This window comes from Streptomyces sp. NPDC020996 (assembly GCF_040641355.1).
GTDB lineage: Bacteria > Actinomycetota > Actinomycetes > Streptomycetales > Streptomycetaceae > Streptomyces.
This window is the reverse complement of the sequence record NZ_JBFADM010000025.1, coordinates 78,149-99,563: the sequence shown is the minus strand read 5'-3', so window position 1 is coordinate 99,563 and position 21,415 is coordinate 78,149. Positions and strand designations below refer to the sequence as shown.

Here is a 21,415-nt window from a genome sequence, read left to right as displayed (position 1 = left end):
CTCGGGACCCGGGCCTCGGCCGCGCCCTCGGTGAAGGGCGCCTCAGATCCGGTCGTGCAGCAGGTCCTCGAGAAGGTGGACGAACACGTCGTGCGCCTCGATCTGCGTCCAGTGACCGGTCCTGGGGATGATGTGGAGCGTCGCGTTCGGCAGTGTCCTCGCGAGATACGTGCTCGACTCGACGGGGACGATGATGTCGTCGCGGCCGTGGACGCACAGGGTCTTGTGCGGCAGTGAGGTGAGCTCCTCGACCGTGAAGGCCGGCGGCTTCGTGCCGGGCGCGAACATCGCGGCGTGCGAGCGCTGCACATCGGCCCGCTCGATGTAGGGCATGCGCTCGGCGACGACGCGGTCGACCACCCCGGAGAGCGTGCCCGTGTCGAAGACGAAGGACGCCAGAAGCTTCTGGAGCTGTCCGGGCGTCGGGTCGGCGTAGAAGGTGCGCAGGTGCTCAAGACCGGGCGTGATGGGCAGGTCGGGAGCGCCGCCGGATCCCATGAGGAGCATCGTGCCGACCCGCTCCGGTCGGCTCAGGGCCATGCGGAGCGCGATCATCCCGCCCATCGAGTTGCCGATGAGGTGTGCTCTGCGCACGCCGAGCTCGTCGAGCAGGGCCCACAGGTCCTCGGCCTGAGAGAGGTTGAGCGGAACGTGCAGCAGGAGCCCGCGCCGGTGCCCGAGGAGGAGACGACCGCCCGGTCCGCCGACCGCATCCTGAAGGCCGCCGGCGAACTGGCCAAGACCCACGGAGTGGCCGGCACGACCATCGCGGCCGTGTGCCGGCGCTCGGGCCTGCCCGTCAGCTCGGTCTACCGGCACTTCGAGGACAAGGACGGACTCTTCGCCGAGGTGATCCGGCACAGCTTCGCCGAATGGCTCGTGACCGTGCCCCGGTGGGAGGCCGAGGACGGAACGACCCTCGGCGAAGGCGTCCGCAAGGTCCTGGGCGGCTCGTACCAGACCCTCGGCATGGTCCCCGACTTCATGCGCGTCGGCATGCAGGTCCTCCTCGAGAAGAACGACACCTACGCCAAGACCCGCCGCGCGTTCCTCGACTGCCGCCTCCAGGTCAAGCGGATGATCTCCGCCTGGGCACGCCGCGTCCAGCAGAGCGCCCCCGCGGACCGGGCCGACGACGTCGCCACCCTCGTCGTGGCCTTCGCCGACGGCGCGGCCGTCGGCTCGCAGATCTACCCCGGCTGGGACTCCGAGGAGTACTGCTGACCGACGCCCGGCCCGTTCCCCTCTGCCGCGGGCGCGGCTGGAGCTAGCATCGGGCCACGTGATCGTATGGCTCAACGGCACCCACGGCGCGGGCAAGACGACGACCAGTCCACTGGTGCAGCAACTGATCCCGGATTCACGGGTGTTCGACGCCGAGAAGGTCGGCGAGACACTCATGGACATCACCCCGGGGCTGCCCGAGACGGACAACTTCCAGCACTGGCCGCCATGGCGGCCGCTCGTGGTCGAGACCGCCCGCCGCGTACTCGACTACACCGGCGGCACCCTGGTGATCCCCATGACCGTCCTGGTCGAGGGGTACTGGCGCGAGATCAGCGCGGGCCTCGCCCGACACGCCATCCCGGTGCGGCACTTCGTCCTCCACGCCGACCAGGAGACCCTCCGCCGGCGCATCGAGGGGGCCACTCCCGTCCCCTCGCCCTTCCGCCTGGCACAGCTCGAGCCGTACGCCGAGGCGGCCCGCACGTGGCTGCACGGCGAGGCCGAGGTCGTCGACACCACGCATCTCACACCCGCCGAGGCCGCCCTCCGGATCGCAGAGGCCCTCGAGAGCTGAACTCAAGCCGCCGCCGGTCCGGTTGTCCGTGAAATCCCCCGGAATTGTCAGTGATCGGTAACAGACGCATCCGGCGACCGCCGTTCCTCGTCCCATCAGTTGGTCGGAAGGCGACCGGTGATCGGCGAGGAACAGCGGGAAGCGGGGCGGACATGGCGCGGCACGGTGGCGGGCGGGGCTGGTACGGCAGGCTGGCCGTGGCGGCAGCCGGGGTGACGGTACTGGCCGCGGGCGTCTCGGTGTGGAGCGCTCAGGCCGGTGTCGTGGACGGCGGGTCGCCCCGGCCGACCGCGTCGGCCACACCGGGCGGCGACGTCCGACCGGTGGAGATGACCATCGTGCACGCGTCGGACAAGGGATCACACGCGGTCAACATCACCATCGACGACGGACCCGACCCCGTGTGGACGCCGCAGATGCTGGACCTGCTCCGGGAGAACGGGGTGAAGGCCACGTTCTGCATGGTCGGAACGCAGGCGCAGGCACACCCGGACCTCGTGAAGAAGGTGGTCGCGGCCGGGCACCGGCTGTGCGACCACTCCATCTCGCACGACACCACCATGGACACCAAGTCCCAGGCCTACCAGTCGAAGGAGATCCTCGACGCCGAACGCATGATCACCGAAGCGTCCGGGGGCGTGCGGCCGATGTACTACCGGGCTCCCGGCGGGGCGTTCACCCCCTACAGCCGCAAGCTGGCCGCCTCCCGGGGCATGCGTCCGCTGGGCTGGAACGTGGACTCCAAGGACTTCGAGCGGCCGGGCGCGGACGCCATCGTCGCCACCGTGGAGAGGGAACTGCCCAACGGGCCGACGATCCTGTTCCACGACGCGGGCGGCGACCGCTCCCAGACCGTCGAGGCCTTGCGCCGGATCCTTCCCTGGCTCAAGGAGCAGGGCTACGAGTTCGGCTTCCCGGTGCGCTGAGCCGCGGACCTGCCGCTCGGCCCGCGGCCGGCGGCCGGTGCGAGTAGAAATTACTCAAAATGCGGAGCCGACGGGGAGACCGGGGCTGTCCCGGCCATTGTCAGTAGCGGGGTTTATGGTCCTCGCTATGATGAATCCGAAGGCAGCGTCCGCTTACGACGACGATCCGCACGAGCGTGCTTCGACAACAACCGGGGAACGGGTGACCTTGAGAGAGGTTCTCCGGCGTCGCGTGTCCGAGGAATTCGGCCGGCACGGCCGAAGCGAACTCACCGGCGGGGTGGGAAATACGCGGCAGTCGGGTGCAGACCGGCCCAGGGACGCGCAGCACGCCTTCGAATTGGCGCTGGAAGCGTTCCACCGCCGGCGGTTCGTCGTCCTGGTGGGGGACCGGCAGGTCGAGGATCTGGACGACGAGGTGGTTCTGTCGCCGGACGAGGACATCACTTTCCTGAAGCTCGTTCCTCTGGCAGGTGGCTGATGACCTCGCAACGAAATCCGGGCCGACTGGAAGCCGTCTCCCGATTCGCCATGGAAGGCGACACGTACCGCCTGGCGCGGGAACTGATGGACGCCGCGATTCTCGGGGAAATCGGCGAAGTCGGTGAACTCGACGACACTCGCCGGCTCTCCGACACACTGCTTTCCCTGTCGGATTTCCACGCGGCGAAGCTGGCCAACGACATGGTCCACCTCTACCGGGCCACAGTGATGCGGCAGTGGGTCCGCCGCGGCTGGTCCGAGCAGGACTGCCGGGGCCGCGAGCACTCGCTGTGGGACCGCATGGTGCGGTTGAAGGAGCTGCTGATCAGCGGCCTCCCCAGCGTCCGCTCGCTGGCTGGGAGGCTGCGCGAAGTGGACGGCATCGGGCGGAGCTTCACGTTGGACACCCCCCACACCCACGAACTGTGGAGGATCATCGAGAAGGACTCCGAGCTGGCGGCAGGCGCGATGCCTTCCCCCGCGTTCATCGCGACACTGCGCCGCACCGTACGGAAGAACGGCTACCAGCCCCGCGGCATCGGGCGCCTGAGCCAGGAACAGGTCAGTGATCCTCTCCTCAACCCGGGGGAGGCCTGGACCGACCACGTGCTCGGCGAGCTTCCCGGCCTGCACGAGAGCTGGCCGCCGCTGCTCCGGCACGCGCTGACCGCGACCGCGGTACGACCGACCGCCGACTGGAACGCGAGGGCGAAGGACCTCATCGAAGAGATCGGCCCCGAGACGGTTCACACCAAGGTCGTCTCCTGGCTCGGCATGCTTGACCGGCCACGCACGGTGCCCCTAGTCCACAACGGCACCGGCACCTTCCCCGGCATGCTCGACCCGTACAACGCGGTGGCCGTACGGGGTCTGGTCTGGCTGCTCGCGCTCACCCCGGAGAGCGCCGGCTCCGCACGTGTCCTGGGGCACCTGGTGGACTTCTGCGTGCGCAAGGTCCCGGGGCTGGGGCCGCGGCACCCGAGAATCGCGAACGCGGCCGTCCACACGCTCCGCGAACTCCGGGGAGAGGCGTCCCTGGGCGAACTGGCGCGGCTCTCCGCCCGCCTGACCGCCAAGCCCACGCTGAAGCTCGTCAACGCGGCGCTCGACTCCCGGGCCACGACCATGAGCGTGTCCCGGGAGGAGATCGAGGAACTGGCCCTTCCCGGCTACGGGCTCACCGGTGTGGGCCACGGCGAACACACCCTGGGCGACACCACCGCCGTGCTCTCGGTGCGCGACGGCAAGGCCTCCCTGACGTGGCGCGGCACGACAGGCCGCGTCACGAAGACCGCGCCGGCTCCGGTACGGCGCGACCACGCCGAAGACGTCAAGGCCCTCAAGGCGGCGGTCAAGGACATCGACAAGATGCTCCCCGCCCAGAGCACCCGGCTGGAACGCCTCTACCTCTCGCGCCGCACATGGACGTTCGCCGCCTGGTGCGAGCGCTACGCCGGCCATCCACTGCTCGGCACTCTCACCCGGCGCCTGCTGTGGAGCGTCGACGGCCTCACCTGCGGATACGCCGACGGCCAGTGGCGCACCCTCGACGACAGCCCGGTGCCGGCCGCACCGGACGCGCGCGTCGAACTGTGGCACCCCGTCGCCCAGGACCCCGACGACGTCCTCGCCTGGCGGGACTGGCTGCGGCGGCACGGCATCACCCAGCCCTTCAAGCAGGCCCATCGCGAGGTGTACCGGCTCACCGGGGCGGAGCGGCAGACCCGCGACTACTCCAACCGGTTCGCCGCACACATCCTGCGCCAGCACCAGTTCAACGCCCTCGCCGCCGCACGCGGCTGGCGCAACAGACTGCGCATGGCCGTCGACGACGTCTATCCTCCCGCCACCATCGACCTGCCCGCATGGGGACTGCGCGGCGAATACTGGATCGAAGGCATCGATGACGACGTCGCGGGTTCGGGAAGCTTCCTGACCGTCCGGACCGACCAGGTCCGCTTCTATCCGCTCGACGCACCCCAGAACCTCGCCCACGCCGGCGGCGGCGCCTACACCATGCCCGGCGAGCGCGTCGATCCGCTGCCCCTCGAACGGATACCCGACCTGGTCCTCAGCGAGGTCCTCCGCGACATCGACCTCTTCGTCGGCGTCGCGAGCATCGGCAACGACCCCACCTGGCAGGACGGCGGCCCCCAAGGACGCTTCCAGCACTACTGGAACGGCTACGCCTTCGGCGAGCTGTCCCAGCCGGCACAGACCAGGAAGGAGCTGCTCGCCGCCCTGCTGCCGCGACTCGGCATCGCCGGCCGGTGCGGCATCGACGGAAGGTTCCTCACCGTCCGGGGCGCCCTGCACACCTACCGGATCCACCTCGGCTCCGGAAACATCCTCATGAGCCCCGACAACACCTACCTGTGTGTCGTCCCCGCGTCCGGCAACGCCCTTCCCGTGGGCGACACCTACCTCCCGTTCGAGGGGGACCACATGCTGGCCGTCATCCTCAGCAAGGCGATCATGCTGGCCGACGACACCGCCATCACCGACCCCGCCGTCGTCGGCCAGCTCCAGCGTGGGGAGACACGGTAGCCGCGTTCGGAGCCGGCGGTTCCCGGATCCCTCCCGCCGCCCGCCGCACCGCTCAACGGCACGCCGGCGTCCCGGCCCGCCAGCACTCCCGCAGCACCTCCACCGCCCGCGTCAGCGTCCGCGGTGTCGCCGTGAACGGCAGTCGCAGATGTCGGGTGAGGGTGGTGCGGTCGGCGGCGAAGAGCGGTCCCGGGGTCACCGCGAGTCCGCGCGCGGCGGTCCTGGCCGCGAGGTCCGTCGCCCGCGTGCCGTCCCCCAGGTGCAGCCACAGGCTCAGTCCGCCGCCCGGGACGGTGTAGCTCCACTCGGTGCCGGCCAGCAGCGCGGCCAGATGGTCACGCTGGTCGCGCAGCTGGTCGCGCCGGTTCGCGAGGAGGTCCGGGAGCGGGTCGCCGAGGAGTTCGGCGGCGATGAGCTGTTCCAGCGGCGGCGGAGCCAGTTGCGCCTGGAGCGGATTGCGCCGCAGCTGCCGTACGAGGTCCGTGTTCGCCCTGATCCAGCCCACCCGCAGACCCGTCCACAGGGTCTTGCTCGCGGAGCCGATCTGGATCACCCGCGCCCCCGCGAGGTGCGGTTCGGTGCCGGGCGGGGTCCTCAGGTCCAGGTCGCGCATCGTCTCGTCGGCGAGGACGGTCAGCCCGTGGCGGTCGCCGAGCCCGGCGACCGCCCGCCGCGTCCGCGCGTCCATGTGGGCGCCGGTGGGGTTGTGGAAGTCGGGTACCACATAGGCCAGTTGGGGGCGGTGTTGGCGCACGGCCGCGGTGAGGCGCTCGGTGTCCCAGCCGTCCGTGGCCGAGACGGGCACCGGCAGCAGACGGACGCGGCGGGCGTGCAGCAGGGCGAGCGCGCCGGGGTAGGCGGGGTTCTCCACCACGGCGGGGCGCCGGCGGTCGGTGTGGAGGTGGTCCAGGAGCAGGGTGAGGGCGGCCTGGGCGCCGGAGGTGACGAGGATCTGCTCGGGCCGGGTGGCGAGGCCGGCGCGGGTGTAGCGGTCGGCGAGCAGCTCCCGCAGCAGGGGCAGCCCGCAGGTGGCGATGCCGGAGTCGACGAGCAGCGGCGCGCTGCGTTCGGTGGCGCGGGCGAGGGCGGTGAGGTAGGCGTCGTGCGGTGCGGCGGTGACGGCGAGGGTGAGGTCGAGATTGGCGTCGGCGGCGCCGCCCCGGTCCAGGGACCAGGGGCTGGTGCGCTCCGTGAGCCGGGGAGGCAGCCGTACGGTGCTGCCGCTGCCGTGCCGGGTGTGCAGCCAGCCGTCGTCGCGCAGCACGGCCAGCGCGGAGACCACCGTGCCGCGGCTGACTCCGAGGGTCCGGGCCAGTTCCCGCTCGGACGGCAGCCGGGTGCCTACCGGGAGCCGGCCGTCGATCACGGCCTCGCGTACCGCCGCCGCCAGGGTGCGGGAGAGCGGGCCCGACCGGATGTGCCAGTCGCCGAGCGCGGCGACGAATCCAGTGTCCACACGGCCAGTATGTCTGGTCCAGTTCTCCCCAAGTGGACCAGACATGTGGCTGCCTCCGCGTTCTACGCTGCGGGCATGCACCCCGCACTCGCCGATGATCTCTCCCGGCTCTCCGAACTCCTGCAGTCCGCCCGCGACTACGCGGCCCGTGAGGTGGCGGGGCTCGCCGGGCGGCCGGTCGCCGTGTCCGGCCGGGCTCCCGAACGTGCTCCGCTGCCCGCCGAGGGCGTAGGAGGCGCCACCGCCCTCACGCGCTTCGCCGAGCGGTGGGCGCCGGGCTTCTCCGGCTCGGCGGGCCCGCGCTACCTGGGCTTCGTCACCGGAGGCGCGACCCCCGCGTCGGTCGCCGGTGACTGGCTGACCTCGGCTCTCGACCAGAACATCTCCGGCGCGGGCGGTTCGTGGGCGCAGGAGCTGGAGCGGGAGACGGTCGGCTGGCTGCGCGAGCTGTTCGGGCTGAGCGAGGCGCACAGCGGAGCGTTCGTGACGGGCGCGACCGTGTCCAACACGATCGGGCTGGCGGTCGGCCGGGAGTGGCTCGGCGAGCGGCTGGGCGTGGACGTCTCCCGGGCCGGTGCGGCGGCGCTGGGCCCGGTCGACGTCCTCTCCGGCAGCCCGCACTCCAGCATCACCAAGGCGATGTCGGTACTGGGCATCGGCCGGGACCGGCTGCGGCAGGTGCCGCTGCTGTCCGGCAACCGGGAGGCCGTGGACGTGAGCGCGCTGGAGGAGGCGCTGGCCGGGCGGGACGGCCGGCCGGCGATCGTCGTCGCGAACGCGGGCACCGTGAACACCGTCGACTTCGACGATCTGCGCGCGATCGCCGCTCTGAAGGAGCGCTACGACTTCTGGCTGCACGTGGACGCGGCGTTCGGCGGCTTCGCCGCGCTGTCCCCCGAGTACGTGTCGCTGGTCGACGGCCTCGACGCGGCCGACTCGGTCTGCGTCGACCTGCACAAGTGGCTGAACGTCCCCTACGACGCGGCCGTGCAGTTCACCCGGCGCCGCGACCTTCAGGTGGCGGTGTTCCACAACGCCTCGCCGTACCTCGGGATGCCCGTCGGCGAGCCGGACTTCCTGCACCTGACCCCCGAGAACTCGCGACGGCTGCGCGCCCTGCCGGCGTGGTTCTCGCTCATGGCCTACGGGCAGGCCGGGCACCGGGAGATCGTCGAGCGGAACGTGGCCCTGGCCCGGCGTCTCGGTGCGGGCGTCGACGCCCTGCCCGGTCTGCGCCTGCTGGCGCCGGTCCGGCTCAACGTCGTCTGCTTCACGCTCGCCGAGGACCCGACCACGGAACGGGTGGGCGCGCTGGCGCAGGCGGTCGCCGAGTCCGGGGAGGCGTACGTGACGCCGACGGTGTACGGCGGGGTGCCCGGACTGCGGGCCGCGTTCAGCAACTGGCGCACCACCGAGGACGACACCGCGCGCGTGCTGGACGTGCTGGCGGCGGCCTCGGGCTGACCGCGGCCCGGCGGTCCTGCCCGCCGCCGGAAATGACCGGGGTGACGGCGGTCGGGGGCCGTCACCCCACCGGCACCACCCGGCCACGTCGCTCATTCACCTTGGGAGACCACATGGAAGCATTCGTCATCGGCGCTACGGGATACATAGGCGGCGCCGTCGTGGATCATCTGCTCGAGCGAGGCCACGACGTGGTGGGCCTGGCCAGGTCCACGGCATCCGCGCAGGCCCTGGAGGCGGCCGGGGTGAAGGTTCAGCCGGGTGAGGTCGGCCGCCCTTCGGAGTGGGTGGCACGAGCGGTCCAGGCCGACGCCGTCGTGTTCGCGTGGCTGGACCCCGTTCCGGACAGGTTCCGGGAGGTGGACACCGCCGCGGTCCGTTCGGTCCTGCAGGCGATGCAGGGCACGAACAAGGCCTTTCTGTACGTGACCGGCTCACTCGGCACCGGGAACACCGGGCCCGAGGTGGAAGTCGACGAGTCGACCCCCGACGATCCGCCCGCGTTCCTCTCCTGGCGGTCGGCGCTCGAAGGCGAGATCCGGCGGGCCGCCGAATCGGGGGTCCGCAGCGCGGTGGTCCGCGCGCCCATGGTGTACGGGCGCGCGAGCGGCTTCGTCGCGACCTCGCTGCTGGCCGACTACCACAGCAGTGGCCGGGTGCACTACGTCGGCGACGGGGACAACCTGCTTGCCTTCGTGCACGTGGACGATCTCGCCGCCCTGTGTGTCGGTGCGCTCGAACGTGCCCCCGCCGGTTCTCTCTATCTGGCGGGCAACGGAGAGAGCATGTCCTACCGGGATTTCTCCGTCATGGCGAGCCGTGCGCTCGGTGGCGGCGGGGAAACAGCCTCCCTGCCGGTCGAAGTGGCGTCCCAGGCGCTGGGTCCTTTCGCCGAGGCGCTGACCTACTCCCAGCGGCTGTCCAGCGCGGCGGCACGCGAGCAGCTGGGCTGGAGTCCGAAGATGCACGACGTCGCGGAGGAACTGAGACTGCTGAGGCAGCGGCTCGTCTGACGCCGTAGCCCCGCGCGGCATCCGGACACACCCGGATGCTCACCGGCCGGTGCGTGACATACCCCTGGGGGACACACCTTGCCATGGCGATCGCGATCGCCATGGCAAGGGCGCGGCGGGCTGTGACGAGGAGTGCCCGCGCCGGGGCCGCGGGTCAGTCGCTGTCGGCGGCGCGCGGGTGATCCATGCGGGACAGCCAGGCGGTGAGCAGTGTTTCGAGTGCTGCGGCCTCGGCGGGTGTCAGCGCGTCCAGCAGGCGGCGTTCGTTGCGCATGTGCTCGGTGAACGCCTGGTCGATCAGTTCGCGTCCGGGGGCGGTGAGGGCGACGATCCGTCCCCGCTGGTCGTCCTCGGACCGGCGGCGGGTGACGAGTCCGGCTCGCTCCAGACGGTCGATCCTCTTCGTCATGGCGCCGGTGGTGACCATGGTGTGCGCGGCGAGTTCGCCGGGCGCTCGTTGGTAGGGCTCACCGGCGCGGCGCAGCGCGCACAGGACGTCGAACTCCCCTTCGCTGAGGCCGTAGCGGGCGTAGACGAGGCGGAGTTCCCCGGTGAGCTGGTCGGCCAGCCGGTGAAGCCGGCCGATCACGCCCTGGGGGGAGACGTCGAGGTCGGGTCGTTCGCGGCGCCAGTCGGCCTGGATGCGGGCCACTCGGTCCAGCTCACTGTCTTCCATGGAAGACAATATAGCTTCCATGGAAGTAGAATGTCTTCCATGGAAGCTAATGTGCGCTGGGTCGCACTGACCGCGATCGCACCGGTCGCCTGGGGAGCCAACTACTACGTCACGCACGAGTTCCTCCCCGCGGACCGCCCCCTCTACGGCGCCGCCGTACGAGCGCTGCCGGCCGGCCTTTTCCTGCTGCTCCTGCGCCGGCGACGGCCCCGGGGCGTGTGGTGGTGGCGATCCGCCGTGCTGGGGACACTCAACGTGAGTGTCTTCTTCGTCCTCGTCTACGCCGCCTCCCAACTCCTTCCCACGAGCGTCGCCTCGACCGTCATGGCGGTGTCCCCGCTGACGATGATGCTCGTGGCGTGGCTGCTGATGTCCGAGCGTCCGAGGACCGCTCATCTGGCCGGCGCCGCGATCGGGCTCGTCGGCGTGTGTCTCATGCTGCTCACGGGAGCCTCCCGGGTGAGCGTGCCGGGTGTCCTCGCGGCGGTGGCCGCCATGCTGGTGTCGTCGTTCGGCCACATACTGACCAAGCGGTGGAACGCCGATGTCGACGTGCTGGCCTCGACCTCCTGGCAGCTGACCGCCGGCGGCCTCTTCCTCCTTCCGGTCGCCGCAGCCGTGGAGGGGGCTCCGCCCGCGCTGTCCACGCCCGGGTTGCTCGCCTTCGGCTACGTCGCTCTGGTCGCCACCGCGCTGGCGTTCGCCGCCTGGTTCACGGGACTGCGGCACCTGCCCGCGGGAACCGTGGGGCTGATCGGCCTGCTCAATCCCGTGACCGGCGTGCTGCTGGGCATCGCCGTCGCCGGGGAGGCGCTGACCGTCCAGCAGTCGTGCGGGCTGGCACTGGTCCTGGCCGGCGTCGTCCTCGGCCGGCCCGCCCGCGCGAGCCGGCGTGGCAGCGGTCGGGCACCCGTCGATCCGGCACCCGAAGCGCGTCCCGCGCGAGAGCCATCTGCGCCGGGCCGTCGGTGAAGAGGCCCGTCACGCCGGCGAGAAGAAGTGAGGTGGGCTATCCCTCATGCGGAATAGCCCACGGTGGCGAGATGTCGCTCCGGGGATGAACGAGACACTCACCACCCGTCGATTGGAACACGAGCAGGGGTGGTGAGCGATGAGCAACCGGTACTCCATTACGCCGACGATCCCGGTCCCGGCCTGCCGAATGTGAACGAGGCGGAACGGTGAGGGGTGGGCACACCCCCGCGTGTGAGGCCGGCATACGTGTGGCGCGGAACGCAGCTATGAGACACCCGTCGACACCCAGACGGTCACCACTTTGAGGTCCGGGTCGACCTGGGCGCCGATCGGCGACTGGTCGACGACGATTCCCTTCCCCCAGAGGGCTTCGTCCTTCGTCTTCTCCGTGAGCTTCCACCCGCCGGCCTCGGCGCAGGCGCGCACCGAGTCGATGTGGTGCAGCTTGAACCACGGCACCGAGATCTTCCCGTCCTGCGAGACCTTGGGTTTGGTGCAGTCCTTCACCGGCATCGTGAGCGAGGTGTCGCCCATCACGACATCGCCGTGCGAGGGGGACGCCGACGCCGACGCCGCGGGTTGCGAAGCAGTCTTGTCGGGACCGACGTCTTCCGGATCGTTGCCCTTCTCCCCGTTGCCCAGCGTCAGCACCGTCAGCCCGCCGAGCACGAGCACGGCAGTGACCGACGCCCCCCACACCACGGCCTTGCGGCGTGGCGGCGACGAGGGGCGGTGCGGGGCCTGCGGTGCGAGCCCATCGGGGGGCGTCCCCTGATAGGGGTTGTGGTGCATGGCCATCGGCGCCGGACCGCCGGCAGCCGGCCCGGCGGCTCCTTGCGAGGGGTACGCAGACGCCGCGAAGGTGGGCATGTAAGGAGCCCCCACCGTTGGCGGGGGACCGAAGGAAACGTTGCCCTGCCCGACGCCGGGCTGCCCGGGGGAATCCGCCGGTCGGGCGGGGGCAGGGGAACCGGCCGGCCCGATCTCCGCGAGCAGCGCCTGGACCGCCTCGCGCATGGCGTCGGCGGACTGGTGCCGCTGCGCGGGGTCCTTGGCCAGAGCCGTGGCGATCAGCCGGTCGACGGACGCGGGCACGGACGCGTTGACCTGGGAAGGCACCGGCGCGGGCGCCTGCACATGCTGGTAGGCGATGGTGAGCGGCGCGTCACCGTCGAACGGCAACCTGCCCGTGACCATCTCGAAGAGCATGCAGCCGACCGAGTACAGGTCGGAGCGCTCGTCCACCTGCCGGCCCATGGCCTGCTCGGGGGAGAGGTACTGAGGAGTCCCGACGACCATCCCGGTCTGCGTCATGGAGCCGAGCCCGCTCTCCATCGCCCGGGCGATCCCGAAGTCCATCACCTTCACCACGTTGCGCCGGGTGATCATCACGTTGGCCGGCTTGATGTCCCGGTGGATCAGCCCTCTCGCGTGGCTCTCCGAGAGGGCGGCCAGGACCTCACTCGTGATCTGCAGGGCCAGCGGTACGGGCATCGCCCCGCTCCCGGCCACATGCTGGTCGAGGAGTTCCCGCAGCGAACAGCCCTCGACGTACTCCATGACGATGTACGGCTCGGCCGCACCCTGGCCCGAGTGCTCGCCCGAGTCGAACACCGAGACGATGTTGGTGTGGTTGAGGCGGGCGACCGCCTTGGCCTCTCTGATGAACCGCAGCCGGAACGCCTGCTGTCCCGCCAGGTCCGAGCGGAGCAGCTTGACAGCCACCGGCCGGTCGAGGACGGTGTCGTGACCGAGATACACCGTGGCCATGCCGCCTTCTCCGAGAAGGCTCTGCAGGACGTAGCGCCCGTCACCCACGGCGCGCCCGTCAGCGCTGGCCAAAGTGTGCTCATCCCGACCGGTCATTCGGTACCGCCCCTTCACCGTGTAACGCCCCCGCTGCGGGCGGCAGTGCCGGCCGGCCCCCGCTCGTCGACGGCGGCGCCGCGCACTACGATGTCAGGGCCGCGGCGACCACGCGCGGCCACAGCTGCGGATGCCTGGCCACCATTCACAGGCCATGCTCATCCAACGCGTTGCCGAACATCCGATCATGAGTAATCAATACTCGTTTCGGCGGCGGACACGCCGCCAGGGACGCCGTACCGGCCTCGTCGGACTGTCGGCCGCGCCGGGCCGCGCCGGTGGTCCCACCACGGCCGGCGGGCGGGGGACCGCCTTCCCTTCCTACCCGGTGGTGATGGCGGCCGTTGGGCGTTGGATGCACCTCCGTCCCGTGGACCTCCAACGGGCAGGCTTGCCCGTCCGGGCGGTATGAAGGGGGCAAGGGCAGGGCCGGCCCGGGAGCGGGGAAGCCGGCGGAGGCATCCACCAGGCTGCCGACCGCCCGCGGTCGGCCGCACGAGTACTCGCTACTCAAGCCCCGCCGCCGGCCGGCCGAAGTGGTGCGCGGCGGCCGTACCGAGGCCGCCACACCTGCCCCGGGAGCGGCGAGGCGCGCGGTCCTGCGTGTGCCGGGTACACCGCTCGACCCGAACGCCCCCGGCCGGGCGTCGGCGCTCCGCGCCGGGTCCGGCGCCAGGACGGCCGAGCCGGCGCCCGCCACCGCCGCGGGGCGGGCCGGGACGGACCTCGGTGCCCGGATCGCCTCAGCCGGGTCGGCCCTGCCGGGGCCGGTGCGCCATGGAGACGTGCGTACCCTCAACGGCGCAGGTCCGAGGGGGCGTGGGCCGCCACCGGAACCCCCGCCGAACACGGCCGCGGCAGGGCCACCATCGACGCGCTGTCCGCCGGACACGGCCCCCGGGCAGAGGCCGGGGCGGTCCACCCATGGGGTCACCGTCGGCGCCACCGCCTGACCCGGCACAGCAAGCGCCGTCAGCCGTACCGACACCAGGTCCGCGACGGCTCCGCCGCACCCGCGGCCGGCACCTTCACCCCGGGACACCCCGGGTACTGGCCGTGAAGGAGACCGCCATGCACAGACTCCTGCACATCGCGGCTTCCCCGCGCGGGACGGCGTCGCAGTCCCGGTTCCTGGCCGACGTCTTCACGGACGGCTACCGGGAGGCTCACCCCGATGCGGACGTGGACCGCTTCAACCTCTGGGACGGCACGCTTCCGTCTTTCGGCCCGACCGCGACCGCGGCCCACATGGCCCTCCTCGCCGGTTCCCGGCCGCAGGGCGCGCCGGCCCGTACCTGGGCGGCCTGCGCGAGACGTTCGACCGTTTCGGCAGCTACGACCGGCATGTATTCAGCGTTCCGATGTGGAACGGCGGTATTCCCCGCATTCTCAAGGCAGTTCATCGACGTGATCGCCCAGCCCGGCCTGGTCTTCGACATCCGTCCCGAGTGCGGTTGCACCGGGCTGCTGAGAGTGAAGAAGGCCGGCGTGGTGTACACCAGCGCCGGCTGTGGACCGGGCCGCGACCATGCCTTCGGCAACGACTCCCAGACCGCCCTTTTCGACGACTGGCTGCGCTGGACCGGCATCGACGACGTCACGGCCATCCACCTCCGTATCCGCCCGACCGTGCCCGGCGGCATCGAGGACCGCCGCGCTGCCGCGGCGTCGGCCAGGCAGGCGGGCAGGACGTTCTGTCTACTTCTCCAGATCGACACGCATGGTCATGAACTCCATGGATGCCGACATCACGGTGCTGTTCGGGAACAGAGCCACCCCCGCGGTCGTCGCGTCCGCCCAGCCGCAGATGACGTTCCCGTTCTCGGCGAGCGACGCCGGCATGCACTCCACCGAGCCGCCGAGCCGTCCGGGATCGCTGACCGGCTGCGCCTCGGGCACGCCCTGGTCGAAGTCCCACTTGATGTGTTCCAGCATGCCGCGCCACAGGTGTTCACGGCGCTTGGTGGTGGCCTCGGGCACATGATCGACCGCGACGACCAGAACGGCGTCGTCGCTCCCCCAGTCGGAGTACGCGGCCGACACGAGGTTCATGCCGTCGCGCATCTCGCCCGGGTCGACGTCACTTGCCGGGTTCTTGCCCGACACCTTGGACAGTCCGCCTGCCATCGACGCGTCGATCACCTGCCTGGACGGGCCCGAAGCCGAGGCGGAAGGCGAGGCGGAGGCGGAGGCTTTGCCGGAGTCCGTCGCGCTGGGCCGGGCGGGAGCAGTGGTCGGGTCCACGGTGCTCGCCGACGCGGCGGGCGACTTCACGGGCTTCGAGCCCTTGAGATCACCCCCTTGGCACCCGGTCAGCAGCACAAGCCCCAACGCCGCCGCCGTGACAGCGGGAACACGCGATACGCGCATGACAAACCCCCTTTTGGCCCCTGGCGGTCAGGCCGCCGACGCAGGACAGACACACTTGCCAGCGGCCCGCGGAAACGACCCGCGGATCAGCTGCGGCGCCCTCCTTCAGCGGGACGCCGGCTCGACCGCCGTTGGCCGGAAATCTACGCACGCCCACTGGGAAGCGGCTGGAAACGGGGTTGCAGGCGCTGATGTGGAAGGCGTGTGCGGGGGCGGCCTCCGGTGGGCCGCCCCCGCTGGGAGGTTGCTTCAGCCGAGCGCCTTGAAACCGCGCAGCCGCAAGGAGTTGCCCACGACGAAGACGGAGGAGAACGCCATCGCCGCTCCGGCGATCATCGGGTTGAGCAGCCCGGCCGCCGCCAGGGGCAGCGCCGCCACGTTGTAGGCGAAGGCCCAGAACAGGTTCGACCTGATGGTGCCGAGCGTCTTGCGGGAGAGCCGGATCGCGTCGGCCGCGGCGCGCAGGTCCCCCCGGACCAGAGTGAGGTCACCGGCCTCGATGGCCGCGTCGGTGCCCGTGCCCATGGCGAGGCCCAGGTCGGCCTGCGCCAGCGCGGCGGCGTCGTTGACTCCGTCACCGACCATCGCGACCGAAAGGCCGTCGGCCTGAAGCCGCTTGACGACGCTGACCTTGTCCTCGGGCATGACCTCGGCGATCACCTCGTCGATGCCGACTTCCGCGGCGACCGCGTCGGCGACCGCCCGGTTGTCGCCGGTGAGCAGCACCGGCTTGAGGCCGAGTGCCCGCAAGCGGGCGATGGCCTGTGCGCTGCTGTCCTTGACCGCGTCGGCCACTTCGAGCACCGCCCGGGCCTCGCCGTCCCACGCGACGGCGATGGCGGTGCGGCCCGCGGCTTCGGCGGCCGCCTTGGCGCGCGCCAGCTCGACCGGCATCACCAGGGCCCACTCGTCGAGAAGCCTCTCGCGTCCCACGAGGACCGCGTGCCCCTCTACGACACCCTGGACTCCGAGCCCGGGAACGTTGGCGAAGTCCTCGGGTGCCGGCAGCGTGCCGACCCGGTCGGCGGCGCCGGTCGCGACCGCCTGGGCGACGGGGTGTTCCGAGGCGTGCTCCAGCGCGCCCGCCAGCCGCAGGACGTCGGCCTCGTCCGTGCCCTCGGTGGTGTGCACACCCAGCAGGGTCATACGGCCCGTGGTGACCGTGCCGGTCTTGTCCAGGACGATCGTGTCGATCTTGCGGGTGCTCTCCAGCACCTCCGGTCCCTTGATGAGGATGCCCAGCTGGGCGCCCCGGCCGGTGCCCACCATGAGTGCGGTGGGGGTGGCCAGACCCAGGGCACAGGGGCAGGCGATGATCAGTACGGCCACCGCCGAGGTGAAGGCGGCGGACAGCTCGGCGCCGTTGCCGAGCCAGAAGCCGAGAGTCCCCACCGCCAGGCTGATGACGACCGGCACGAAGACGGCGGAGATCCGGTCCGCGAGCCGCTGTGCGGCCGCCTTGCCGTTCTGCGCGTCCTCGACCAGGCGTGCCATGCGGGCGAGTTGGGTGTCGGCGCCGACGCGGGAGGCCTCGACGACCAGGCGTCCGCCGACGTTGACGGTGGCTCCGGTGACCGCGTCGCCGATCCCCACCTCGACGGGCACGGACTCGCCCGTGAGCATCGAGGCGTCCACGGCCGAGGCGCCCTCGACGACCGTGCCGTCGGTGGCGATCTTCTCGCCGGGCCGGACCAGGAAGCGGTCGTGGACCTGCAGTTCGCTGATCGGTATGCGTTCCTCGCGCCCGTCGCGCAGGACCGTGACGTCCTTGGCGCCCAGCTCCATCAGCGCCCGCAGCGCGGCGCCCGCCTTGCGCTTGGACCGGGCCTCGAAGTACCGGCCCGCCAGGATGAACGCGGTCACCCCGGCGGCGGCCTCGAGATAGATGTTCCCCGAGCCGTCGGTGCGGGCGATGGTCAGTTCGAAGGCATGGGTCATGCCCGGGGTGCCTGCGGTACCGAAGAACAGCGCCCACAAGGACCACAGGAACGCCGCCGCCGTGCCCACCGAGATCAGCGTGTCCATGGTGGCGGCGCCGTGCCGGAGATTGGTCCAGGCCGCGCGGTGGAAGGGCCAGGCCGCGTACGTGACCACGGGCGCGGCCAGGGTGAGCGACAACCACTGCCAGTACTCGAACTGCCAGGCCGGGACCATGGCCAGGGCGATCACCGGGACGGCGAGCACGACGGCGGTGGTCAACCGCTGCCGCAGCGGACGCAGCTCGTCCGTCTCAGCGGCGTCCTCGGCACCCTCGCCGTCCCGCGGTGTGCCGGAGTCGCGCGGGGGAGCGGGCTCCTTCGCGGTGTAGCCGACGGCCTCCACGGTGGCGATCAGGTCCGGCACGGTCACCTCGGCCGAGTAGACGACCTTGGCCTTCTCGGTCGCGTAGTTGACGGTGGCGGTGACCCCGTCCATGCGGTTGAGCTTCTTCTCGATGCGCGCCGCACAGGAGGCGCAGGTCATCCCGCCGATGGCGAGTTCGATCTCGGCGTTGTCGGAAACCGAGGTGGTCATCACTCCTCCTGGAGGAAAGTTGAGGGGGCGCCAGGCCCGCTGGACCGGGGCGAGGTCCAGCGGGTGAGAGCGGATCGGCGCTCTCCGCCCGGCCGTCCGGCCGGCGGTCACACCGCCCGGACGGCCAGGTGTCAGGCCGCCCGGCCGGTCAGCTCGTAGCCGGCTTCGTCGACGACGGCCGCCAGCTTCTGGTCGTCGGGCTCGGTCGAGGTGGTGACCGTGACGAGGCCCGCCTTGACGTCCACCTCCACCCCGACCACGCCGTCGAGCACCCCGATCTCGCGGGTGAGGGTGGTCTCGCAGTGGCCGCACGTCATGCCGGACACCTTGTAGACCGTCGCGACCGCGGTGCCCTCGACGGCGACGGTGGAAGCGGCGCTGGTGGAGCAGCTGCCGTCCGAAGTACAGCAGGAACCCATGACACATTCCTTTCAGGTCGATCCATACCCTGGGGGGGTATGGATTATGCTGGCATCGTATACCCCCTCCCCGTATGCTGAGCAACCCGCAACGGGTACCGGTACCCCCTATGGGTATCACTCTCGGTCCCTCTCTAGGAGCCTGTGAATGAACGTCCTGTGGAAACTCGGCGCCTTCGCCGCCGCGTCGGCGGCGGTCTTCGGAACCGCGTACGGGGTCGGCGGTGCCGTCGCCCCGATGGCGGACGACACGGCCGCGCACCCCGCCCACTCAGCCCATTCCGAAAGCGCGGCGCCGGAGCGGGGTGGAGGGCACGGCGGCCACGCGGGCCACGGCGAGGCCGAAGCGTCGGCCGTGCCCGGTGGCCTGCAGGTCGCCGATGGCGGCTACAGTCTCGATCTGCGCAGCCCGCGCCTGGCCGCCGGCCGTAAAGGTGATCTCCGCTTCGTCGTCCGTGACGCGAAGGGCCGGCCGGTCACCGCGTACGAGCGGGCGCACGGCAAGGAACTCCACCTGATCGTCGCTTCCCGCGACCTGAACACCTACCGGCATCTGCACCCCCGTCGTGCCGCCGACGGCACGTGGAGCACCCCCGTCGACCTTCCCGCCGCGGGCGGCTACCGGGTGTTCGCCGACTTCCAGCCCGCGAACCGGTCCAAGGGGCTCACCCTCGGCGCCGACCTGGCCGTCTCCGGCGCCTACCGGCCGGCCGAGGTGCCCGAAGCGTCGTCCATCGCCACCGTCGACGGCTACACCGTGAGGCTGAAGGGCGACCTGCGGGCAGGCGCGGAAAGCCGTCTCACTCTCACCGTCGACCGCGGCGGCCGGGAGGTCACCGACCTCCAGCCCTACCTCGGCGCCTACGGGCACCTCGTCGCGCTGCGTTCCGGAGACCTGGCGTACCTGCACGTCCACCCCGACGGCGAACCCGGGGACGGCGCCACGAAGTCCGGCCCCGACGTCTCCTTCAGCACCACCGCACCCAGCGCCGGCACCTACCGGCTCTTCTTCGACTTCAAGCACGGTGACACCGTGCGCACCGCGGCCTTCACCGTCCGGGTCGGTACGCCTGCCGAGTCGCGGACGGCTCCGTCCGGTGACTCCACCGGCGGGCACGAGGACGACGGTCACCGGCACTGACCGTCGGCGGGAGCCGGAGGCTCCGGGGCGCTGCGCCTCTGTGCGGGCCGCCCGGCTCGATCGGTGCGGTACCCCTTTGCTTAGGTACCCCTAGGGGGTATACATTGTCGTCGGCTAGATACCCCCCAGGGGTATGCAACTCAGTGGAAGGCAGAGCAATGTCAACCGTCAATCCGCGGCGCTGGTGGGCCCTCGTGGTGCTCGCAGCCGCTCAGTTCATGGTCATCATGGACACTTCGATCATCGGTGTGGCGCTCCCCGAAATGCAGCGTGACCTGGACTTCTCCCAGGGTGATCTGCAGTGGGTGTTCAACGCCTACGTCGTCGCCTTCGGCGGGCTGCTGCTGCTGGGAGGCCGCCTGTCGGACCTGCTGGGAGCGCGGCGCGTCTTCGTCAGCGGCTGGGTCGTCCTCACCGCCGGCTCGGTGGTGGCCGCGGCCGCCACGACGGCCTGGGTGGAGATCGCGGGCCGTGCCGTCCAGGGCGTCGGCGGCGCGCTCATCGCGCCCGCCTCGATGACGCTGCTGATGATGCTCTTCGGGCACGACCCCAAGGAACTGGGCAAGGCGCTCGCGCTCTACGGCGCCGCGGCACCGGCGGGCGGTACGGCCGGTGTCTTCCTCGGAGGCGTCTTCACCGAGTGGGCGAGCTGGCCCTGGGTGTTCATCATCTACATCCCCATCGGCGTCGCCACCCTGGCCGCCACCGGACTGCTGCCCGCCGTGGCCGGCAACCGCGGCTCGGTCGACCTGCTCGGCGCGGTGGCGGTCACCGGCGGCCTGGCGCTGGCGGTCTTCGCCACCGTCCGCGCCCCCGAGGTCGGCTGGGGCGACACCCAGACCGTCCTGGGGCTCCTCGGCGCGGCCGTCCTGCTGGCCGGTTTCCTCCTCATCCAGAAGACGGTCCGCACCCCCCTCATGCCGCTGGGTATCTGGCGCGTCCCCGGGCTGGGCATCTCGAACGTGGGAATGACCCTGATGGGAGCCGCCTGGATCCCGATGTGGTACTTCCTGAACCTCTACCTCCAGCAGGTCCTCGGATTCGGGGCCTTCGCGTCCGGCGCCGCGCTGCTGCCCATGACCGGGCTGCTGATGATCTTCATGACCCTCATCACCGCCCGGCTGCTGGGCCGGTTCGGCCCCAAGCCGCTCATCGTCGGCGGCCTGTTCGTCCTGGCCGCGGGCCTGGTCTGGCTGTCGGCCGCGGAACCGACCGGAACCTTCGCGGTCGACGTCCTGCCCGCGTCGCTCGTCGCCGCGACCGGCATGTCCCTGGCCTACATCCCGCTCATGATGTCGGCCATGTCCGGCGCCCCGCAGGAGCAGGCCGGTCTCGCCTCCGGCATCGTCAACACCACCTATCAGGTGGGTTCCGCTCTCGGCCTGGCGGCCCTGACGGCACTGGCCACCTCCAAGGGAGCGGACCGGACCGGCGACCCCGCGGCCCTCACCAACGGGTTCAGCGCCGCCTTCCTCGGCGCTGCCGCGGTCGCCGCCGTCGGCGGACTGCTCACCGCCGCCTTCATGCGCGGCAAGCCCGGCGCCGCCCACCAGGAGCCGGCCGCCGCGCCGAGCGAGTCGGCGAGGGCCTGACGGCCTCACGCGGTGGATGAGGTCCAAGGGCCGGCGGAGCTGATCCGCTGGCCCCTGGCGCGCAGGCCGGTACCGGGAACCCCTGGTACCGGCCTGAGTCATGACCGTGAGTCATGACCCGGTGAGCGCGCGGACCGCGAGCCGCGCTGGGCCCTCGTCCGCACGGCCGATC

The 21,415-nt window shown here is 71.3% G+C and carries 17 protein-coding genes and 1 pseudogene; 11 read left to right on the top strand and 7 right to left on the bottom strand.

The window, feature by feature from the left end:
* Positions 1-42: 42 nt before the first annotated feature.
* Complete coding sequence (locus AB0G63_RS19140) at positions 43-747, bottom strand: alpha/beta hydrolase (RefSeq protein ID WP_360751395.1); 705 nt, start codon at positions 745-747, stop codon at positions 43-45.
* Between AB0G63_RS19140 and AB0G63_RS19135 the strand changes: the two genes are divergently transcribed.
* The 5 genes from AB0G63_RS19135 (at position 652) to AB0G63_RS19115 (ending at position 5,757) form a co-directional block, all read left to right on the top strand.
* Positions 652-1,224: a TetR/AcrR family transcriptional regulator gene (locus AB0G63_RS19135; protein WP_360751393.1), complete on the top strand. Its 573-nt coding sequence runs from the start codon at positions 652-654 to the stop codon at positions 1,222-1,224. The genes AB0G63_RS19140 and AB0G63_RS19135 overlap by 96 nt on opposite strands.
* A gap of 58 nt (positions 1,225-1,282) precedes the next feature.
* On the top strand, positions 1,283-1,801 hold the full coding sequence (locus AB0G63_RS19130; RefSeq protein ID WP_360751391.1) for an AAA family ATPase: 519 nt from the start codon (positions 1,283-1,285) through the stop codon (positions 1,799-1,801).
* 152 nt (positions 1,802-1,953) lie between these two features.
* Positions 1,954-2,727, top strand: coding sequence for a polysaccharide deacetylase family protein (locus AB0G63_RS19125; RefSeq protein ID WP_360751388.1), 774 nt, complete (start codon positions 1,954-1,956; stop codon positions 2,725-2,727).
* 127 nt (positions 2,728-2,854) lie between these two features.
* The gene (locus tag AB0G63_RS19120; RefSeq protein ID WP_360751386.1) at positions 2,855-3,208 is read left to right on the top strand and encodes a hypothetical protein; all 354 of its coding nucleotides are present in this window, start codon (positions 2,855-2,857) and stop codon (positions 3,206-3,208) included.
* Positions 3,208-5,757 (top strand): DUF4132 domain-containing protein, encoded by a 2,550-nt coding sequence (locus AB0G63_RS19115; RefSeq protein ID WP_360751384.1) that lies wholly within the window; start codon positions 3,208-3,210, stop codon positions 5,755-5,757. The genes AB0G63_RS19120 and AB0G63_RS19115 overlap by 1 nt, the downstream gene beginning before the upstream one ends.
* A gap of 52 nt (positions 5,758-5,809) precedes the next feature.
* On the opposite strand, the gene AB0G63_RS19110 is transcribed toward AB0G63_RS19115, so the two are convergent.
* Positions 5,810-7,213: a PLP-dependent aminotransferase family protein gene (locus tag AB0G63_RS19110; RefSeq protein WP_360751382.1), complete on the bottom strand. Its 1,404-nt coding sequence runs from the start codon at positions 7,211-7,213 to the stop codon at positions 5,810-5,812.
* Positions 7,214-7,288: 75 nt separating this feature from the next.
* Between AB0G63_RS19110 and AB0G63_RS19105 the strand changes: the two genes are divergently transcribed.
* Both AB0G63_RS19105 and AB0G63_RS19100 read left to right on the top strand, forming a co-directional pair.
* Positions 7,289-8,677, top strand: coding sequence for an aminotransferase class I/II-fold pyridoxal phosphate-dependent enzyme (locus AB0G63_RS19105; protein WP_360751379.1), 1,389 nt, complete (start codon positions 7,289-7,291; stop codon positions 8,675-8,677).
* 113 nt (positions 8,678-8,790) lie between these two features.
* Positions 8,791-9,690 carry an NAD-dependent epimerase/dehydratase family protein gene (locus AB0G63_RS19100; RefSeq protein ID WP_360751376.1) on the top strand — a complete coding sequence of 300 codons (900 nt, stop codon included), beginning with the start codon at positions 8,791-8,793 and terminating at the stop codon, positions 9,688-9,690.
* Between the two features lie 154 nt (positions 9,691-9,844).
* Here the strand turns inward: AB0G63_RS19100 and AB0G63_RS19095 are convergent, their stop codons facing one another.
* Entirely contained in the window at positions 9,845-10,366 is a 522-nt protein-coding gene (locus tag AB0G63_RS19095; protein WP_360751373.1) for a MarR family transcriptional regulator, read from the bottom strand.
* A 39-nt stretch (positions 10,367-10,405) separates the two neighbouring features.
* On the opposite strand from AB0G63_RS19095, the gene AB0G63_RS19090 reads away from it, so the two are divergent.
* Positions 10,406-11,338 (top strand): EamA family transporter, encoded by a 933-nt coding sequence (locus AB0G63_RS19090; protein ID WP_360751371.1) that lies wholly within the window; start codon positions 10,406-10,408, stop codon positions 11,336-11,338.
* Positions 11,339-11,605: 267 nt separating this feature from the next.
* Here AB0G63_RS19090 and AB0G63_RS19085 read toward each other — a convergent pair whose 3' ends face one another.
* Positions 11,606-13,207 (bottom strand): protein kinase, encoded by a 1,602-nt coding sequence (locus tag AB0G63_RS19085; protein ID WP_360751368.1) that lies wholly within the window; start codon positions 13,205-13,207, stop codon positions 11,606-11,608.
* A gap of 408 nt (positions 13,208-13,615) precedes the next feature.
* On the opposite strand from AB0G63_RS19085, the pseudogene AB0G63_RS19080 reads away from it, so the two are divergent.
* Positions 13,616-14,863: pseudogene (locus AB0G63_RS19080) on the top strand (NAD(P)H-dependent oxidoreductase); the annotation flags it as partial.
* A gap of 42 nt (positions 14,864-14,905) precedes the next feature.
* Here the strand turns inward: AB0G63_RS19080 and AB0G63_RS19075 are convergent.
* From AB0G63_RS19075 to AB0G63_RS19065, 3 genes are all read right to left on the bottom strand, one after another.
* Positions 14,906-15,334 carry a hypothetical protein gene (locus AB0G63_RS19075; RefSeq protein ID WP_360751365.1) on the bottom strand — a complete coding sequence of 143 codons (429 nt, stop codon included), beginning with the start codon at positions 15,332-15,334 and terminating at the stop codon, positions 14,906-14,908.
* A 492-nt stretch (positions 15,335-15,826) separates the two neighbouring features.
* Complete coding sequence (locus AB0G63_RS19070; RefSeq protein WP_360751363.1) at positions 15,827-18,091, bottom strand: heavy metal translocating P-type ATPase; 2,265 nt, start codon at positions 18,089-18,091, stop codon at positions 15,827-15,829.
* A 131-nt stretch (positions 18,092-18,222) separates the two neighbouring features.
* Positions 18,223-18,510 (bottom strand): heavy-metal-associated domain-containing protein, encoded by a 288-nt coding sequence (locus AB0G63_RS19065; RefSeq protein WP_324788324.1) that lies wholly within the window; start codon positions 18,508-18,510, stop codon positions 18,223-18,225.
* 148 nt (positions 18,511-18,658) lie between these two features.
* Here AB0G63_RS19065 and AB0G63_RS19060 point away from each other — a divergent pair, with 148 nt between their 5' ends.
* Both AB0G63_RS19060 and AB0G63_RS19055 read left to right on the top strand, forming a co-directional pair.
* On the top strand, positions 18,659-19,651 hold the full coding sequence (locus AB0G63_RS19060; protein WP_360751360.1) for a hypothetical protein: 993 nt from the start codon (positions 18,659-18,661) through the stop codon (positions 19,649-19,651).
* A 158-nt stretch (positions 19,652-19,809) separates the two neighbouring features.
* A complete protein-coding gene (locus AB0G63_RS19055) occupies positions 19,810-21,243 on the top strand; it encodes an MFS transporter (RefSeq protein WP_360751357.1) in 1,434 nt (477 codons plus the stop codon).
* The last annotated feature ends 172 nt before the right edge of the window (positions 21,244-21,415 follow it).

Coding starts and splice junctions, on each gene's coding strand:
- AB0G63_RS19115 (WP_360751384.1), top strand. CDS start 3,208: ATGACCTCGCAACGAAATCCGGGCCGACTGGAAGCCGTCTCCCGATTC.
- AB0G63_RS19105 (WP_360751379.1), top strand. CDS start 7,289: ATGCACCCCGCACTCGCCGATGATCTCTCCCGGCTCTCCGAACTCCTG.
- AB0G63_RS19120 (WP_360751386.1), top strand. CDS start 2,855: ATGATGAATCCGAAGGCAGCGTCCGCTTACGACGACGATCCGCACGAG.
- AB0G63_RS19065 (WP_324788324.1), bottom strand. CDS start 18,510: ATGGGTTCCTGCTGTACTTCGGACGGCAGCTGCTCCACCAGCGCCGCT.
- AB0G63_RS19090 (WP_360751371.1), top strand. CDS start 10,406: ATGGAAGCTAATGTGCGCTGGGTCGCACTGACCGCGATCGCACCGGTC.
- AB0G63_RS19085 (WP_360751368.1), bottom strand. CDS start 13,207: ATGACCGGTCGGGATGAGCACACTTTGGCCAGCGCTGACGGGCGCGCC.
- AB0G63_RS19055 (WP_360751357.1), top strand. CDS start 19,810: ATGTCAACCGTCAATCCGCGGCGCTGGTGGGCCCTCGTGGTGCTCGCA.
- AB0G63_RS19075 (WP_360751365.1), bottom strand. CDS start 15,334: ATGGCAGGCGGACTGTCCAAGGTGTCGGGCAAGAACCCGGCAAGTGAC.
- AB0G63_RS19060 (WP_360751360.1), top strand. CDS start 18,659: ATGAACGTCCTGTGGAAACTCGGCGCCTTCGCCGCCGCGTCGGCGGCG.
- AB0G63_RS19125 (WP_360751388.1), top strand. CDS start 1,954: ATGGCGCGGCACGGTGGCGGGCGGGGCTGGTACGGCAGGCTGGCCGTG.
- AB0G63_RS19100 (WP_360751376.1), top strand. CDS start 8,791: ATGGAAGCATTCGTCATCGGCGCTACGGGATACATAGGCGGCGCCGTC.
- AB0G63_RS19095 (WP_360751373.1), bottom strand. CDS start 10,366: ATGGAAGACAGTGAGCTGGACCGAGTGGCCCGCATCCAGGCCGACTGG.
- AB0G63_RS19070 (WP_360751363.1), bottom strand. CDS start 18,091: ATGACCACCTCGGTTTCCGACAACGCCGAGATCGAACTCGCCATCGGC.